This is a genomic window from Mycobacterium haemophilum DSM 44634, assembly GCF_000340435.2.
In the GTDB taxonomy this organism is placed as follows: domain Bacteria; phylum Actinomycetota; class Actinomycetes; order Mycobacteriales; family Mycobacteriaceae; genus Mycobacterium; species Mycobacterium haemophilum.
Genome location: NZ_CP011883.2, coordinates 243,160 through 259,059, shown reverse-complemented (window position 1 = coordinate 259,059; position 15,900 = coordinate 243,160). Strand labels below are relative to the sequence as shown.

General features: G+C 64.4%; 13 protein-coding genes. 5 read left to right on the top strand and 8 right to left on the bottom strand.

Going from position 1 to position 15,900, the window contains the following annotated elements:
- The first annotated feature begins 129 nt into the window (after positions 1-129).
- Both B586_RS01220 and B586_RS01215 read left to right on the top strand, forming a co-directional pair.
- Positions 130-3,153: an MMPL family transporter gene (locus B586_RS01220; RefSeq protein ID WP_054878929.1), complete on the top strand. Its 3,024-nt coding sequence runs from the start codon at positions 130-132 to the stop codon at positions 3,151-3,153.
- A complete protein-coding gene (locus B586_RS01215; protein ID WP_047314447.1) occupies positions 3,150-3,659 on the top strand; it encodes a hypothetical protein in 510 nt (169 codons plus the stop codon). Before B586_RS01220 ends, B586_RS01215 begins: the two co-directional genes overlap by 4 nt.
- A 6-nt stretch (positions 3,660-3,665) precedes the next feature.
- On the opposite strand, the gene B586_RS01210 is transcribed toward B586_RS01215, so the two are convergent.
- The gene (locus B586_RS01210; protein ID WP_047314448.1) at positions 3,666-4,355 is read right to left on the bottom strand and encodes a hypothetical protein; all 690 of its coding nucleotides are present in this window, start codon (positions 4,353-4,355) and stop codon (positions 3,666-3,668) included.
- Complete coding sequence (locus tag B586_RS01205; RefSeq protein WP_047314449.1) at positions 4,352-4,990, bottom strand: hypothetical protein; 639 nt, start codon at positions 4,988-4,990, stop codon at positions 4,352-4,354. The genes B586_RS01210 and B586_RS01205 overlap by 4 nt, the downstream gene beginning before the upstream one ends.
- A gap of 95 nt (positions 4,991-5,085) precedes the next feature.
- Between B586_RS01205 and B586_RS01200 the strand changes: the two genes are divergently transcribed.
- Positions 5,086-7,101 carry a M13 family metallopeptidase gene (locus B586_RS01200; RefSeq protein ID WP_054878930.1) on the top strand — a complete coding sequence of 672 codons (2,016 nt, stop codon included), beginning with the start codon at positions 5,086-5,088 and terminating at the stop codon, positions 7,099-7,101.
- Here B586_RS01200 and B586_RS01195 read toward each other — a convergent pair.
- The 5 genes from B586_RS01195 to ricR form a co-directional block, all read right to left on the bottom strand.
- Positions 7,085-9,331: a molybdopterin-dependent oxidoreductase gene (locus B586_RS01195; RefSeq protein ID WP_054878931.1), complete on the bottom strand. Its 2,247-nt coding sequence runs from the start codon at positions 9,329-9,331 to the stop codon at positions 7,085-7,087. The genes B586_RS01200 and B586_RS01195 overlap by 17 nt on opposite strands.
- The gene (locus tag B586_RS01190) at positions 9,328-9,915 is read right to left on the bottom strand and encodes a TetR/AcrR family transcriptional regulator (protein ID WP_054878932.1); all 588 of its coding nucleotides are present in this window, start codon (positions 9,913-9,915) and stop codon (positions 9,328-9,330) included. Before B586_RS01190 ends, B586_RS01195 begins: the two co-directional genes overlap by 4 nt.
- 183 nt (positions 9,916-10,098) lie before the next feature.
- Positions 10,099-11,094: a L,D-transpeptidase gene (locus tag B586_RS01185; protein WP_054878933.1), complete on the bottom strand. Its 996-nt coding sequence runs from the start codon at positions 11,092-11,094 to the stop codon at positions 10,099-10,101.
- Positions 11,095-11,211: 117 nt separating this feature from the next.
- Positions 11,212-12,447, bottom strand: a complete 1,236-nt coding sequence (locus B586_RS01180; protein ID WP_054878934.1) for an MFS transporter — start codon at positions 12,445-12,447, stop codon at positions 11,212-11,214.
- Between the two features lie 87 nt (positions 12,448-12,534).
- Positions 12,535-12,837 carry a copper-sensing transcriptional repressor RicR gene (ricR, locus tag B586_RS01175; protein WP_047314577.1) on the bottom strand — a complete coding sequence of 101 codons (303 nt, stop codon included), beginning with the start codon at positions 12,835-12,837 and terminating at the stop codon, positions 12,535-12,537.
- 180 nt (positions 12,838-13,017) lie between these two features.
- Between ricR and ilvD the strand changes: the two genes are divergently transcribed.
- Positions 13,018-14,709, top strand: coding sequence for a dihydroxy-acid dehydratase (ilvD, locus tag B586_RS01170; protein WP_054878935.1), 1,692 nt, complete (start codon positions 13,018-13,020; stop codon positions 14,707-14,709).
- 77 nt (positions 14,710-14,786) lie between these two features.
- Here the strand turns inward: ilvD and B586_RS01165 are convergent, their stop codons facing one another.
- Positions 14,787-15,227, bottom strand: a complete 441-nt coding sequence (locus B586_RS01165; protein WP_047314456.1) for an SPW repeat protein — start codon at positions 15,225-15,227, stop codon at positions 14,787-14,789.
- Between the two features lie 502 nt (positions 15,228-15,729).
- Between B586_RS01165 and mymT the strand changes: the two genes are divergently transcribed.
- Entirely contained in the window at positions 15,730-15,891 is a 162-nt protein-coding gene (gene mymT, locus B586_RS19725) for a copper-binding metallothionein MymT (RefSeq protein WP_156166421.1), read from the top strand.
- The last annotated feature ends 9 nt before the right edge of the window (positions 15,892-15,900 follow it).

The following is a 15,900-nucleotide window of genomic DNA, read 5'->3' as shown; positions in this document are numbered from 1 at the left end:
GCCGTTAGCAGCACCGACGTCGCCGCAGCTCAGCTGCCAATCAGCCGATCCGGTCCACAGCATGCTGCGGTACGCTCACGTGCGCACGCACAGCGCAGGAAGGCGGGGAGAGAAGAAATCCAGCAGTTGATGATGCGCCTAAGCCGCTGCCTGCGTCGGTTCCGCTGGTTGGTCTTCACGGGCTGGTTGCTCACGCTGGTGCCGGCAATCTATCTGGCGATGACGCAATCGGGGAATCTCACCGGCGGCGGGTTCGAAGTTGCCGGGTCACAGTCGCTGCTGGTCCACGATCAGCTCCAAGAAGAATATCCCGACCAGGGAGCGGCCTCGTTGGCGCTGGTGGCGGCCCCCCGCCCGGATGCCAGCTACCAGGACATGAACGACGCTGTGGCGCTACTAAAACGGATTGCCGGCGAGTTCCCCGGTGTGTCGGAGGTGCCCAGCCCAACCCAGCTGCCGCCGCGACCTGATCGGCCGTATGTGGTGTCACTGCGGCTGGACGCCCGCAACTCGGGCACTAGCGACGTCGCCAAGCAGCTACGCACCAAGGTGGGTATCAGGGGCGACCAATCCGGGCGGACCGCCAACGCTCACGTGCGGCTCTATGTCATCGGGCAGGGCGCACTCAGCGCCGCGGCGGCGGCCAACAGCAAGCACGACATCGCCGAAGCGGAACGATGGAACCTGCCGATCATTCTGATCGTCTTGCTCGCGGTGTTTGGATCGCTGGCCGCCGCGGCGGTTCCGCTAGCCCTCGGCGCTTGCACCGTCGTGGTCACCATGGGCCTGGTCTACCTAATATCGATGCACACCACTATGTCGGTGTTTGTGACCTCGACGGTGTCGATGTTTGGCATCGCGCTGGCCGTCGACTACTCCCTATTCATCCTGATGCGCTTCCGCGAGGAGCTGCGGTCCGGGCGGCAACCACAGGAAGCTGTCGACGCCGCGATGGCCACTTCCGGGCTCGCGGTGGTGCTGTCCGGGATGACCGTCATCGCCTCGCTCACCGGGATCTACTTGATCAACACCCCGGCGCTGCGGTCGATGGCGACCGGAGCGATTCTGGCCGTCGCTATCGCGATGCTGACGTCGGCCACCTTGACACCCGCGGTGTTAGCCACGTTCGGCCGGGCAGCCGCCAAAAGGTCAGCGCTGCTGCACTGGTCGCGGCGGCCGGAGTGCACCCAGTCCCGGTTCTGGAACCGTTGGGTGGGATGGGTGATGCACCGGCCGTGGATTTCGGCGCTGGCGGCGTCGACCCTCCTCATCATTATGGCGGCGCCGGCGACGTCGATGGTGCTGGGCAACAGCCTGCTGCGGCAGTTTGACTCTTCGCACGAGATCCGTGCCGGGGTGTCGGCCGCGGCCCAAGCGCTCGGCCCAGGCGCGCTGGGGCCCGTGCAGGTGCTGATCACCTTTCCCGGCGACCCGAATGTTCAAGCGTCCTCAGCCGAACACAGCCAGACAATCGCGGCGATCCGTGACCGGATGGCGCAGGCTCCGAACGTCTTGTCGGTGGCACCGCCGCAATTCGCCGATAACAACGGCAGCGCGCTGCTGAGCGCGGTGTTGTCGGTCGATCCCGAGGACCTGGGCGCCCGCGAAACCGTCGATTGGATGCGGACGGAGCTTCCTAAGGTTCCCGGCGCGGCGCACGTGGCTGTCGGCGGCCCGACCGCGCTGATCAAAGACTTCGATGATCGGGTGTCCAAGACGGAGCCGCTGGTGCTGGTCTTCGTTGCGTTGATCGCGTTCGTGATGCTGCTGATCTCGATCCGCTCGGTATTCCTGGCATTCAAAGGCGTGCTGATGACATTGCTGTCGGTGGCCACCGCCTATGGCAGCTTGGTGATGGTCTTCCAGTGGGGCTGGCTGGAGAACCTCGGCTTCACACACATCAATTCGATCGACAGCACGGTTCCCCCGCTGGTGCTGGCGATGACCTTCGGGTTGTCGATGGACTACGAAATCTTCCTGCTCACCCGCATCCGGGAACGCTTCTTGCAAACCGGGCGCACTCGCGACGCGGTCGCCTACGGCGTGAGCACCAGCGCACGCACAATTACCAGCGCCGCCCTGATCATGATCGCGGTGTTCGTCGGCTTCGCGTTCGCCGGCATGCCGCTGGTCGCCGAGATCGGCGTGGCGTGCGCCGTCGCGATCGCGGTCGACGCGACCGTGGTGCGACTAGTTCTGGTACCGGCGCTGATGGCGATGTTCGCGCAATGGAACTGGTGGCTACCCTGCTGGCTGTCCCGGGCCTTGCCGTCCGTCGACTTCGACAGGCCGCTGCCGGCGGTCGACCTCGGTGACATCGTGGTCATCCCCGACGACATCTCGGCAGCCATGGTGCCCAGTGGCGACCTGCGGATAGTGCTCAAGTCGGCGGCGAAGCTCAAGCACCTGGCGCCCGACGCGATCTGCGTGGCCGACCCGCTCGCCTTCACCGGGTGCGGGCACAACAACAAACGACTCGACCGGGTCCTACCAGGCGCTGCGCACGAGCCAGAAGAGGGCAGAGCCAGCGATGACACCGCGGCGCTTCCTGCCGCCCCGGCCTGCACGACGACCAGCACCAACGGTCACTCGGCGGCCAGGAAGTTCATCATCGGCCTGGCGTACCGCAATAGCATTGCGCGGGCGATGCCCTGGTCTGACCGGCCGGTTCATCCGGTCACGCTGTGGCGCGGGCGGCTCTCAGTCGCCATCGACGCGCTGCAGACACAGGTGGTCTCGCAAGCCCCCGACCGGCCAACCTACCAGCGGCGGCGCCCGGTGGAGACCACCCACGTCCAGCTGCCCACCGGCGACCGGTTGCTGATCCCCACCGGCGCAGAAACGCTGCGGCTGGTGGGCTATCTGATCATGTCCCGTAACAGCAGCCGCGACTACGCCGAATTGGCTGACATGGTCGATGCACTAGAGCCCGAGACCGCGGCCGTAGTGCTGGCCGAGCTAGATAGGTATTACTCTTGTCAACCACCCATACGGCAATGGATGGCGACCCAGTTAGTCCGCCGGCTCTCGGACCCCCATCCCGTTGACCTCACTGATGATCAGTGGTCCGACCCGGATGCCACGGCAGAATGGCAGGAGGTCAGGCAGCGCTGCCTGTCGGTGGCTGTAGCGATGCTCGAGGAGGCGAGGTGACGTTGGTAGTCGACCGACACCCCGCAGCGCCGCCTGAACAGCCCGCCGCGGACCAGGTCCGCGACGATCCCGACCAGCCGGTGGAGTTCTGGTCTACCGCCGCCATCCGCTCGGCACTGCACGGCGGCGACATCGAGATCTGGAAGCTCATCGCCGCCGCGGTAAAACGCGACCCTTATGGACGGACGGCCCGTCAGGTCGAAGAAGTGCTCGAGGGCACGCGACCGTATGGCATCTGCAAAGCCCTCTGGGAGGTGCTGGAGCGCGCCCGCGCCCACCTGGAGATCAACGAACGCGCCGAGGTCGCCCGCCACGTGCGGCTCCTGATCGATCGCTCCGGCCTGGGGCAACAGGAATTCGCCTCCCGCATCGGGGTCGCACCCGAGGATCTGGCCAGCTACCTCGACGGCAGCACCAGTCCGTCGGCCGCCTTGATGATCCGGATGCGTCGGTTGTCGGACCGGTTCGTCAAAGTCAAGGCCGCACGTGCGGCCAACAGCGACTGAGCCGAGCTAACGGGCGTTGATCGGCAGCACGTCGGTCACCAGCCAGTCACTGCCGCGCTTGATCAATGTCACCCGCACTGCGGGCGCCGCCTGACTGGGGGGCTGACCCGGCGTGTTCTGGGTTACCCGCAGGATCACCGCGACACTGGCCGCCGACGGCCCGATGGCCTCGACGCCGGCCGCCAGCGCGGCGGCCTGAGCGGTGACGTTGCGCTGGGCCAGATCGGCGCTGGACTTTCGGTATTGCTCCTTGAACACGCCCGCCTGGTCGGGCACCATCATCGCCGTAGCCCGATCAATGGAGCTGGTCGGGGCGCTCGGGGTGAACGACGCCATCGCCTCTGCCATCCCCGTGGCGATCTGCACTACCTCGCGGGAATCCCGCCGAAAGTCGCGGTCCGCCGACGTCCAGTGCGTGTATCCGGTCAGCACCGCCGCGCACAGGACAGCAGTGCATGCCACGACAACGGCCAAACGCAATCCGGGCGCGTCATCATCGGTGCCGACGGTGACCGAATCACGGCGCAGCAGCCAAAAATTGACCCCGACACCTTCCATAATCAGCAACACCAACACCGAGCACGCCGACACCCACCACAGCGGCCAGTCCAGTACCACCCCGATCATCGCCAACGCGGCGATCACGGCCAGCGGGGCCACAATGTCGAACGCCAGCAGCCGCCACCGGTTTCTCATCGGATCGACTCAAGACGAGAGATCATCAGCTTGCCGTCGACATCGGAGACATCGAGCCGCAAGCTCCAGTGCACCGTCGTCGGCTTGCTGCCCACGTTCTCGCTGACCGATGTCGCGACCAGCATCACCGAGTCGGTACGCGCCGCCAACGGTGGCAGTTTGGTGGTCACCACGGCATGCGCGACACCGGGCTGTGTATCCAGGTCGTGGTGCACTGATTCGATCGCAACCGCCTCGATCTGGCCCCTGCTTTGTGTCTGCAGCTTCTGCACCACCTGCCGGTAAGGCTGGACGGCGGCGTCGAAGTCGGTGTTGAGTTCGCCGACCGTTTCGTCATGCAGCCGCTGCAAACTGGCGTCGATATTGCTGGTGTTCATGTTGATCAGCACACCCGCCCAGTCGGCCGCGGTCTGCATCACACGGGTCAGGTAGGCACGTTCAGCCGCGTCGTCATGGTGTGCGTGCCAGATGACGACGCCGAGCGCGACCGCGGCGACCGACAACACCGCCAGAACGGTCGACGCGATGCCGTACTGAGAGAAGACGGAACCACCTGAGGGATCAGGCTCGGAGTCATCCTCAATGTCAGCAGACTCTTCGTAGTCCGGTCGCTTCGTCTGCTCCCCGTCAGGCATGGCCGCGAGGGTACCCGGCGTCCTAGGGCAGTTCACGAGTAGGCACGGTCCCAGGCCGTCTCAAGTCGTAGCCGAAAAAATGGAAAGATGGCGGCGTGACTGTAGAGGCCATCCGTTCGGGCATCGATCTCAGCTATGTCGACGCCAATACCCGACCCCAAGACGACCTTTTCGGTCATGTCAACGGCCGCTGGCTGGCCGACTACGAGATACCCGCCGACCGGGCGACCGACGGCGCCTTCCGGCACCTGTTCGACCAGACCGAAGAGCAGGTGCGCGACTTGATCGCAGAAGCCAGCAGGAAAGCCGCGGCGGGCGCGACCGCGGAGGCCGACGCACAGCGCATCGGTGACCTGTACGCCAGCTTCCTCGACGAGCAAACCGTCGAACGCAGGGGGACCCAACCGCTGTTGGACGAGTTGGCCATGATCGATAACGCCGCCGATGCCTCCGATTTGGCCGCCGTCCTCGGCGCGCTGCAACGCACCGGGGTGAGTGGCGGCGTCGCAGTCTATGTGGATACCGATTCCAAAGATTCGACCCGTTACCTGGTGCACTTCAGCCAATCCGGCATCGGATTGCCCGACGAGTCCTATTTCCGCGATGAGCAGCACGCCGAGGTGCTGGCGGCCTACCCCGGACACATCGCCCGGATGTTTAGCCTGGTGTATCGGGGCGAACACCCCGAAGATCCCGGGGCCCACGGCGAGACCGCTGCTCGCATCGTGGCGTTGGAGACCGAACTTGCCGCCGCACACTGGGATGTAGTCAAGCGCCGCGATGCCGACCTGTCCTACAACCTGCGCACGTTCGCTGAACTACAAAGCGACGGGGCGGGCTTCGACTGGGCCGGCTGGGTGAGGGCGCTGGGCAGCACGCCGGACTCGGTCGCCGAATTAGTTGTGCGCCAACCTGATTACCTCACCGCGTTCGCCGCGCTGTGGGAAAGCGTTCACCTCGAAGACTGGAAGTGCTGGGCGCGTTGGCGATTGATCCGCGCCCGCGCACCCTGGCTGACCGACGACCTGGTTGCCGCGGACTTCGATTTCTACGGCCGCTTGCTGACCGGCACCGAGCAAATCCGTGACCGCTGGAAGCGAGGGGTTTCGCTGGTGGAGAACCTCATGGGCGATGCCGTCGGAAAGCTTTACGTGCAGCGACATTTCCCGCCAAACGCCAAGGCCCGAATCGACGCCCTAGTGGGCAACCTGCAACAAGCCTACCGGCTCAGCATCAGCGAATTGGCCTGGATGACGCCACAGACCCGAGAGCGCGCGCTGAGCAAGCTAACTAAGTTCACCGCCAAGGTCGGCTACCCGAAGAAGTGGCGGGACTACTCCAAGCTGGTAATCCACCGGGACGACCTCTACGGCAACTGCCAACGCGGGTACGCGGTCAACCACGATCGTGAGCTAGCCAAACTCGGTGGCCCGGTGGATCGTGACGAATGGTTTATGACGCCGCAGACGGTCAACGCGTATTACAACCCAGGGATGAATGAAATCGTGTTCCCCGCAGCTATTTTGCAGCCACCGTTCTTCGACGCCGAGGCCGACGACGCCGCCAACTACGGTGGGATCGGGGCGGTGATCGGACACGAGATCGGGCACGGCTTCGACGACCAGGGCGCCAAATACGACGGCGACGGCAACCTGGTCGACTGGTGGACCGACGACGACCGCACGGAGTTCGGCGCCCGCACCAAGGCGCTCATCGAACAATACGAGGTGTACACGCCTCGGGGGCTCGACGGACAAGACCAGCAACACCACGTGAATGGCGCTTTCACCGTCGGCGAGAACATCGGCGACCTGGGCGGGCTGTCCATCGCGCTGTTGGCCTACCAGCTGTCGCGCAGCGGCCAACCGGCTCCCGTTATCGACGGTCTCACCGGCGTGCAGCGCGTGTTTTTCGGCTGGGCGCAGGTGTGGCGGACCAAATCCCGAGACGCCGAGGCAATCCGGCGGTTAGCGGTGGATCCGCATTCACCGCCAGAGTTCCGGTGCAACGGTGTTATCCGTAATGTTGATGCTTTTTACGACGCCTTTGACGTAACCGAAAACGACGCATTATTCCTGGAACCGCAACGCCGGGTCAGGATCTGGAACTGACTGCTGCCAGCGCCTCGATCCGCGCGGGCACATGCTTGTGCCAGGGCGTACCCGCGTAAGGGTCTCGCCATTCGGTGGACGTGAGTGTGTTCGGAGCGACGCCCGGGATAAGTACGTTGCCGTTGTCGTCGGTGTAGTCGAGCCCAAATCCGTTGGGCAGCGCGGCATGTCCGGGAAGCATGGTCTCGGTGATTTCGACGGTCGCTTCGGCACTGCCGGCGGCGGTCGTGATCCGGGCACGTCCCCCGCCGGTGAGCCCGAGAGCGTGCGCATCTTCGACGCTGACCCGTAGCGCACCGTCGACATCCCGTTTGCGCCAAGACGGGTCCCGGAAGATGTCGTTGGCCGTGTAGGCGCGCCGCTCACCCACCGACAGCACGACAGGAAACTCCGAAGTGGTCAGCTGGGGTGGCGCTGTGGTTAACGTCTTTAGCTCATTCAGCATTTCCGGGATTTCCACGGCGATCTTATGGTCGGCGTGGCTCACCAAAGCGAAGTCGTCTTGGTAGTTGTGGACGGTGAAGGTGACTCCGGACGGACTGGCCAGGATCGCGTCGAACAGCGCATTGCCGTCGGCGTAGCCGGCGCGCCGAACAGCATCGGGATAGGTCAGCGCCGTCTTCTGCGCGAGCCCCCACAGGGCGGCCGCCCCGGCCAACTCGTCCGGCAGCGTCGGCCCGAGTGTTTCATAGAGCACGTAGGGCAGCAATTTCGCGACGGTCGGATTGGTGGCCACCGTCCCCAGGATCGCCTCGGTATACGCCTGACGGCCCTGCTGGGCGGCTTCTCGCAGCGGCCGCAGGTCCGCGTCGTCGATGACGCCAAGTGCCCGCACCAGCCGAGCCCAAATCTCCGGTTCGGGCAGCGTTCCTGGCAATGGTTCCAATAGCGGCCGACGCAGCTGAAAGCCGTTGCGCGGGAACTCGAAATTGAAGAAGGTGGCTTCTGGCTTCTCGAACTGGGAGGCCGCGGGGAGCACGTAGTGGGCGAGCCGGGCGGTTTCAGTCATCGCAACGTCGACAACCACCATCAGTTCCAATGCCTGGAACGCCTCGTGGCAGGCGGCCGAGTTGGCCAGCGAATGGGCGGGATTGCCGCTTTCGACGATCATGGCCCGGAACCGGTCCGGATGATCGGTGAGGATCTCTTCGGGGACAGCATTGGCGGGAATCAGCCCGGCGATGATGGGCGCGCCGGTGACAGGCGTACGGCCAGACACCGTGCTGAACAGCGGAGCGAAAGACGAATGCAAGTGCTGACTGCCCTTTTTCGCGAAGTTGCCAGTGAGGATCCACAGCAGCTTGTTCAAATAGGAGCACAGCGTACTGTTCGGTCCCTGCTGAATTCCGAGATCTTCGAACACCGCAACGCTGGCGGCGGTGCCGATGCAGCGCGCGGCGGCCCGCAACAGTTCTTCGTCCACCCCGCAGTGCGCGGCGTAGTCGGCGACCGAAACCGCATGCAGGGTGTCGCGGACGACGTCGGCGCCGTGTACGTGCTCAGCGAGAAATGCTTCGTCGCAAAGATTTTCCTGTACAAGGATGGCGGCCAGGGCGGCCAGACACCAGGCGTCGGCTCCAGGTCGCACCCGCAGGTGAAAGTCCGCCATCTTTGCGGTGTCGGTGACGACAGGGTCGATGACGATCATCGAGCGAGCCGGGTCTTTGGCAATCTCGTTGAGCACCACCCGGGCCCGGGGGAAACTCTGCGACATCCACGGATTCTTGCCCACGAACACCGACACCTCGGCGTGCTCGAACTCACCTCGCGTGTGGCCGCCATACAGCCGTGCATCGACCCACGCTTCGCCGGTTTTCTCCTGTGCCAGCGCATTGGATCGGTAACGAGAGCCCAGGGCCTTCAGAAATGCGCCACTGTAGGCCCCACCCAGATGATTGCCCTGCCCGCCGCCGCCGTAGTAGAAGATCTTGTCGCCGCCATATGTGTCGCGGATGCGCTTGAACCCCTCGGCAATCTCGACAATCGCAGTGTCCCAGTCGATCTCCTCGAAACTGCCATCAGGACGGCGGCGCATCGGCGAGGTCAGGCGAGCGCGGTTGTTTTGGTAGTGGTCTAGCCGCAACGCCTTATTGCAGGTGTAACCCTGCGACCCCGGATGCGCCTTGTCGCCGCGGATGCGCGCCAGTTTGCGCCCCTCGACCTGCACGACAATGCCGCAGTTGCATTCGCAAAGGATGCAGGCGGTGGGCTGCCAGCCGGTGGTAGTCATTGCGGATTCCTTTCCGGAAGCTCAGCCACGAGCAGTCGATGCAGTTGGCGGTGAACGAGATCCAGGGGCTTCAGATCGCGCTGCACCCGGGCCAGCAGGATTGCGCCCTCGAGCGACGAGGTCGCCAGTACCGCGAATTCGTGGGCACGGTCGCGCGCCATGCCGTCGGCGCTGAGACGCTGCGCGATCAGGTCTGACCATCGGTCGAACACCGCCGCCGCGTGTTCGACCACCGGAGCCATCCGCGCACGGTCTTGTTCGTCGCCCGCTTCGACCGAGACAGCCACCACCGGGCAGCCGGCGCGGAAGTCACTGCCAAGCAGCTGCTGGCGGTACTTCTCGATCAATGCGTCCCAGAGTTCGAGGCTGCCCTCGGCCTTGGCGATAAAGGCCGCGACGTGGTCACCCGCGAAATCGACTGCCTCGCAGAGCAGTTGTGTTCGCCCGCCTGGGAAGTAGTGATACGCCGAGCCTCGCGGTGCGCCACTGTGCTCGAGGATGTCGGAGATCGCGGTGGCGTGCGCGCCGCGCTCCCTGACCAGCAACGCAGTCGAAATGACCATCCGTTCGCGTGGGCTTGGCATCGCCGCTCCTTAAGGGCCCAGATCTATATATGATGCTATACATAACAGGGCGCCACGCGCATCAGCACGCACAAAGCCGCCCACTCTGGCGGCAAGTGCTCGCCGAGTGTGAATCTGACGACGCGACACGCCGTGAGACCGTCGCGAGATTCACACTCGGTGGGCGGGCGCCCGGGGCGACCGTTACATCTGCCAGTCCTGAGCGCCGTCGTTTTGTGTGTAACTCCCGACGGAATTCTTCACGACGACGGGATCACCGCTGCCGAAGTTGTCGTAGAACCACCTCGCGTTGCTGGGGCTGAGGTTGATGCAGCCGTGGCTGACATTGCGCTTGCCCTGATCGTCGACCGACCACGGTGCGCTGTGCACGAAATTACCGCTGTTGTCGATGCGGACGGCGTCGGTGACGGTCACCTTGTAGCCCCACGACGAGTTAACCGGAACCCCATACGTCGAGGAATCCATCACCACCGACGGCATCCTCTCCAGCACGTAGTACGTGCCGTTCGGGGTCTGGTGGTGGCCCGCCGCCATCCCCATCGACATGGGGAAGGTTTGCTGCACAACCCCGTTGCGCGTAATCGTCATCTGGTGCGTAGCGTCGTCGGCCGTGGCCACCAGCGCATCACCGGTCCGAAAGCTCGACGTGGTGCCCCCCGCGTCGATGTTCACCACGGTGTTGGCGGGCCAGAAGTTGATCGGGCGCCAGCGCAACTGAGTCGGGCTCATCCAGTAGAACTTGCCCGGCACAGGCGGAACCGACGAAATGTGGATGGCTCTTTCGGTCATTCCCGCGTCATCGACCGGCCCCGGGAAGTTGATGATGATCGGCTTGGCCACACCGACCATTGCACCGTTGATGGGGTTGAACGTCGGCGGCCGGAATGGCGGCACGCCGATAAACGGTGTCGGATCCTGCCCAGCCACCGGACCAAGTGCCACCGACAGGCCCAGCGGGTCCGGGGGCGGCGGTGGCGCCAACCAGTCCGGCAAGGGAGGTGGCGCCGGCGGGCCAGGGGGCGCCGCGGCCGCGCCTGGGTCGCCGGCGGACGGGTCCGGGTCTGCCACGGCAATGCCGGTGCTGAGCACCAGCATCAGCACCGACACCGAGACCAGCCCGGCTATGTTCCGGGGGGCGAGCAGGCTTCCCCGCGTCCTGCCTCTGGTCCAGCGCGACATATGCATCCCTCCAGTCACATGCTTCTGCCAGTGTGGCATAGCACGCCGGCCAGCTACCTGTTTGGCGACCCCGGAAAAGCCGATTGACGGCTCAATTCACGTCGCTGAACTGCGACGTTAGTCGTCGTGTGACGTAATCACCGGAACGTCCAGCAGCTGCCGATTAGCCGCCATACCGACTAAGGCGAAGCCCAGCAGGGCCGCCGAGACTATCAGCATCATCGTCACGCTGCGCTCGTATAACAACCCACCCGCCAGCGAGCCGGTCATGATCCCCACTTGAAACGCCGTCACGTACAGCCCTGACGCACCGTCGGGGTCGTCGGCGCCATTGCGCATCGCCGCGGACTGCAGCATCGGCGAAACGGCGGTGGCCATAGCGCCCCAGAGCGCAATCGCCGCCGTTCCGAACAGGGCCGTCGCTGCCGAGCAGTGGCCGCCAAACGCCAGTGCGGTCAACACGACGAACGCGGTTGTCAGGCCGGCCAGACACAAGATGACGGCGCCCCTGGGCCGGTGGTCCAGCGGCCGCGCCACCAGGGGCACGGCCAGTAAGCCCGCGACCCCGTACGCGGCCAGCAACCAGGCAAGATTCGGCCCACGCACACCGACGACGTTGCGGATGATCATCACGATGAAGGTGTAAGAAACGAAATGGCCGGTGACAGCGACCATGGTGAGCAGGCTCACCGTGATCAACCGCCGATTGCGGTGATGGCGTGCCCGGGGGCCGACGCGCTCAAGCTGATCCGCCGTGAGCACCATCTCAGGCAAAACGATGCGCGCGGCCAGCGTGACGATGGCCGCCGCAACCGTGATGCACACCACCGCTAACCGCCAGCCCCACATCAGGCTCATGGCCGCCGTGAGCGGGCTGCCTACTACCAGCGCCAGGCTGGTTCCGACGTAGATCGACGTCGTGGCACGTCCGGCGTGGCTGGGCGGCACCAACCGGGTCGCGATTGGGGCGATCACCGACCAGAGTAGGCCGTGGGTAACCGCGCAGAGCACCCGTCCAGCGGCCAATACCGCGAAGTTGGGCGCCAGCGCAGAGATCAGTTGTGAGACGGTCAGGCACACCAGGCTGAGCATCAGTGCCTGCCGGCGTGGCAGGTGCGCCGTCCAGCGCACCAACGGAACGGTCGTCAGAGCAGCTACCAGCGCATACCAGGACAATAGGGTGCCAACTAGGACCAAGCTGACGTTGAGGTTCCGCGCGATCACCGATATCGCGCCCACAGGCAAAATTTCCGCGGTGACATAGATGAAGGCCGCGGCGGCCAGCACTGCAAGCTGCGCGGCGATCCGTGGCGTCCAGGGTCGTATGGCAGCAGTGGCGGCGGCGGTAGTCATCAGGTGGGGTGCGGATTTGGCCAGGCTTGCCTATTTCGTGGGTGGCAGTTCTGGGCAGGATCACGTTGTCCCCACCGTACGCACAGATCAGGAACGAACAAGGCGTGCGATGGCGGCCGAGGCTTCGGCAAGTTTGTCTCGAGCCTTTTCCGGGGCCTCCGGCCCCTCCTCGGTAACAGCGCGGCTGACGCAGTGTTCCAGGTGCTCGTCGAGCAGATTCAGCGCCACCGACCGCAATGCACTACTGACGGCGCTGATCTGGGTGAGAATATCGATGCAGTACTTGTCCTCGTCGATCATCCGCGCGATGCCACGCACTTGCCCCTCGATGCGTCGCAGCCTTTTCGCGTAGTTGTCCTTCTGCTGCGAATATCCGTATTCAGTCGTCATCTTTCCTCGCCGTACCCTCTCTAGCCCCTCTAGGTCTGCCAATAACGCGCTCAACGTCTGGTTCATGGTTGCAATCGGCTGGCAGCGGCGCCGTGATCGCCAATTATCCAGCATACCTCATACCCCGAAGGGGTATTACCCGCTGATTTCGAGTACGCGTGCCCCGCGCATACTAGGACGATGGCCCCTGATATCAAACCCCGCAGTCGTGACGTCACCGACGGCTTGGAGAAGGCCGCTGCTCGTGGCATGTTGCGCGCGGTCGGCATGGACGATGACGACTTCGCCAAGGCGCAGATCGGGGTCGCGTCATCATGGAACGAAATCACGCCGTGCAATCTCTCACTGGACCGACTGGCCAAGGCGGTCAAGGAGGGGGTGTTCTCGGCGGGCGGCTATCCGCTTGAGTTCGGGACGATCTCGGTGTCCGACGGCATCTCAATGGGTCACGAGGGGATGCACTTCTCACTGGTGTCTCGCGAGGTGATCGCGGACAGCGTCGAAACCGTGATGCAGGCCGAACGCCTCGACGGCTCAGTGCTTTTGGCTGGCTGCGACAAGTCACTGCCCGGAATGCTGATGGCCGCCGCACGTCTCGATCTTGCGGCGGTATTCCTCTACGCCGGCTCGATCTTGCCCGGACGAGCCAAGCTCTCCGACGGCACCGAACGCGAGGTCACGGTCATCGACGCGTTCGAAGCGGTCGGCGCGTGTTCTCGCGGATTGATGCCCCGCGCAGATGTCGACGCCATCGAGCGGGCTATCTGCCCCGGCGAGGGGGCATGCGGCGGCATGTACACCGCCAACACCATGGCCAGCGCAGCAGAGGCGCTGGGCATGTCCTTGCCGGGCAGCGCGGCGCCGCCGGCAACAGACCGCCGTCGGGACGGCTTCGCGCGGCGCAGCGGTCAGGCCGTCATCGAGCTGCTGCATCGCGGTATCACCGCTCGCGACATCCTTACCAAGGAGGCGTTTGAGAACGCGATCGCGGTAGTGATGGCGTTCGGTGGCTCGACCAACGCGGTGCTGCACCTACTGGCCATCGCCCACGAGGCCGACGTCGCGTTGTCACTCGAGGACTTCAGTCGGATCGGATCGAAGGTGCCGCATCTGGCCGACGTCAAGCCGTTCGGCCGCCACGTGATGTTCGACGTCGACCACATCGGGGGCGTGCCGGTGGTAATGAAAACACTGCTGGACGCGGGCCTGCTGCACGGCGATTGCCTAACGGTGACCGGCCAGACGATGGCCGAGAACCTCGCTGCCATTGCCCCGCCGGACCCGGACGGCAAGGTGCTGCGCGCGTTGCACAACCCAATTCATCCGACCGGGGGCATCACGATCCTGCGTGGATCGTTGGCCCCGGAGGGCGCTGTGGTCAAAACGGCTGGATTCGACTCCGACGTGTTCGAAGGCACCGCAAGGGTTTTCGACGGCGAGCGGGCCGCATTGGACGCACTCGAGGACGGCACCATTGCCAAGGGCGACGTCGTAGTCATCCGCTACGAAGGCCCCAAGGGCGGCCCGGGGATGCGCGAAATGCTGGCCATCACCGGGGCCATCAAGGGCGCCGGGCTAGGCAAAGATGTTCTGCTACTTACCGACGGCCGGTTCTCCGGCGGAACGACCGGCTTTTGTGTGGGACACATCGCTCCGGAAGCGGTCGACGGGGGACCAATCGCATTCCTGCGTGACGGCGACCGGGTCCGGCTAGACGTGGTCGGCCGCGCTCTCGATGTGCTGGTCGATCCGACCGAGTTTGCGGCTCGGCAAAAGGATTTCACTCCTCCTGCGCCGCGCTACACCACCGGCGTGCTGGCCAAGTACGTCAAACTCGTCAGCTCGGCGGCGATCGGCGCGGTCTGCGGTTAGCCCTCTCCCAGCCCGGCTGTGGCCGGCTCTAGCCGTCACAGCCGGGCGAATTGCTGCCTGGTTGGACGAACTTCGGACTATCCGTGCGAGGCCGTGTTGCGGGTGCGCATACCGAAGTAGGTGGCGTTCAGGCCCAGGCAGGCTAATAGCGCACCTGCGATGACATTTGACCAGATCATGCCGGCCGTCAGCGAGATGCCGTGCAGAATCCACGGCGAGAAGACGAGCCAAACGCCAAGCACTGGCAGCGTCCACGTCATACCGTGGGTGCGGTCCAATGCCGTCGCGAACCCGTATGCCAAGACCGCGACCGCGATCCCAGCGATGAGGTCGCACCCGGCAAGCCGTCTTGTCGCACTGAATCCGACGATCCATGGTGAGGCGGCCGCATAGAGGCCTGTCAACATGGCTAGGCCGAAGGTGACATGCGCACTCATCGACTCGGCGGCGCGCTCATAGCTCGCGCGCAGGGCCAACAAATCGGGGTGGTGCTCGATTGATGAATGGACTGTACTCATTTTGCAACCTTTCTGTCATGCAGCAAGGCGCTTATGCAACAAGCATTGTGGGCCCGCTGCAACCCATCCATCCGCTCTAAGATTACGCTCGCTGACCTGACGGCAGCAACGAAAATCAGGTCCCCCAGAAAGCACCCGATAGCGCTGTGAAGTCAACTTATTTCCAAAGGCCGTCAGGACCCGTCGTCTCACATTTGCGCCGTTGCGGTAAGCCCGGTGACCCCCTTTGCGGATCGCGGCCACGTCGCCGTCTCCGTCACCACCCGGGTGGATGTCGTACCCAGCCGTGCTGCGGTGAGACGGCAATGGGGGCAACCCAACGCTAACCGACCAGGGACTTCCCGGGAACGCCCCTGTCAGGCGGCCGGATCAGAACCCGACACACGTCCAGTTGTTTACCATGTACCCGTAGGGGGTACATAATGGCACCGGTGGTTGTCCCCATTCCCGGACAACCCAAACGGAGTCAATCACCGGGACTTCACCGAAGCCCCCAACACAGATAAGGGTGAGACAAATGACAAGCTACGAGCCGGGGACATTGTTGACCTGTGGCCACGAAGGTTGTGGGTGTCGAGTTCGTATCGAGGTCGAGTGTCACTGCTCAGGGTCGGGTGACCCCTACCGCTGCACGTGCGGCGACGCCATGGTGCCTGTCACGTAGCCCTGGCAC

Coding starts and splice junctions, on each gene's coding strand:
- B586_RS01220 (WP_054878929.1), top strand. CDS start 130: ATGATGCGCCTAAGCCGCTGCCTGCGTCGGTTCCGCTGGTTGGTCTTC.
- B586_RS01210 (WP_047314448.1), bottom strand. CDS start 4,355: ATGAGAAACCGGTGGCGGCTGCTGGCGTTCGACATTGTGGCCCCGCTG.
- B586_RS01205 (WP_047314449.1), bottom strand. CDS start 4,990: ATGCCTGACGGGGAGCAGACGAAGCGACCGGACTACGAAGAGTCTGCT.
- B586_RS01195 (WP_054878931.1), bottom strand. CDS start 9,331: ATGACTACCACCGGCTGGCAGCCCACCGCCTGCATCCTTTGCGAATGC.
- B586_RS01190 (WP_054878932.1), bottom strand. CDS start 9,915: ATGCCAAGCCCACGCGAACGGATGGTCATTTCGACTGCGTTGCTGGTC.
- B586_RS01185 (WP_054878933.1), bottom strand. CDS start 11,094: ATGTCGCGCTGGACCAGAGGCAGGACGCGGGGAAGCCTGCTCGCCCCC.
- B586_RS01180 (WP_054878934.1), bottom strand. CDS start 12,447: ATGACTACCGCCGCCGCCACTGCTGCCATACGACCCTGGACGCCACGG.
- ricR (WP_047314577.1), bottom strand. CDS start 12,837: ATGACGACTGAATACGGATATTCGCAGCAGAAGGACAACTACGCGAAA.
- ilvD (WP_054878935.1), top strand. CDS start 13,018: ATGGCCCCTGATATCAAACCCCGCAGTCGTGACGTCACCGACGGCTTG.
- B586_RS01165 (WP_047314456.1), bottom strand. CDS start 15,227: ATGAGTACAGTCCATTCATCAATCGAGCACCACCCCGATTTGTTGGCC.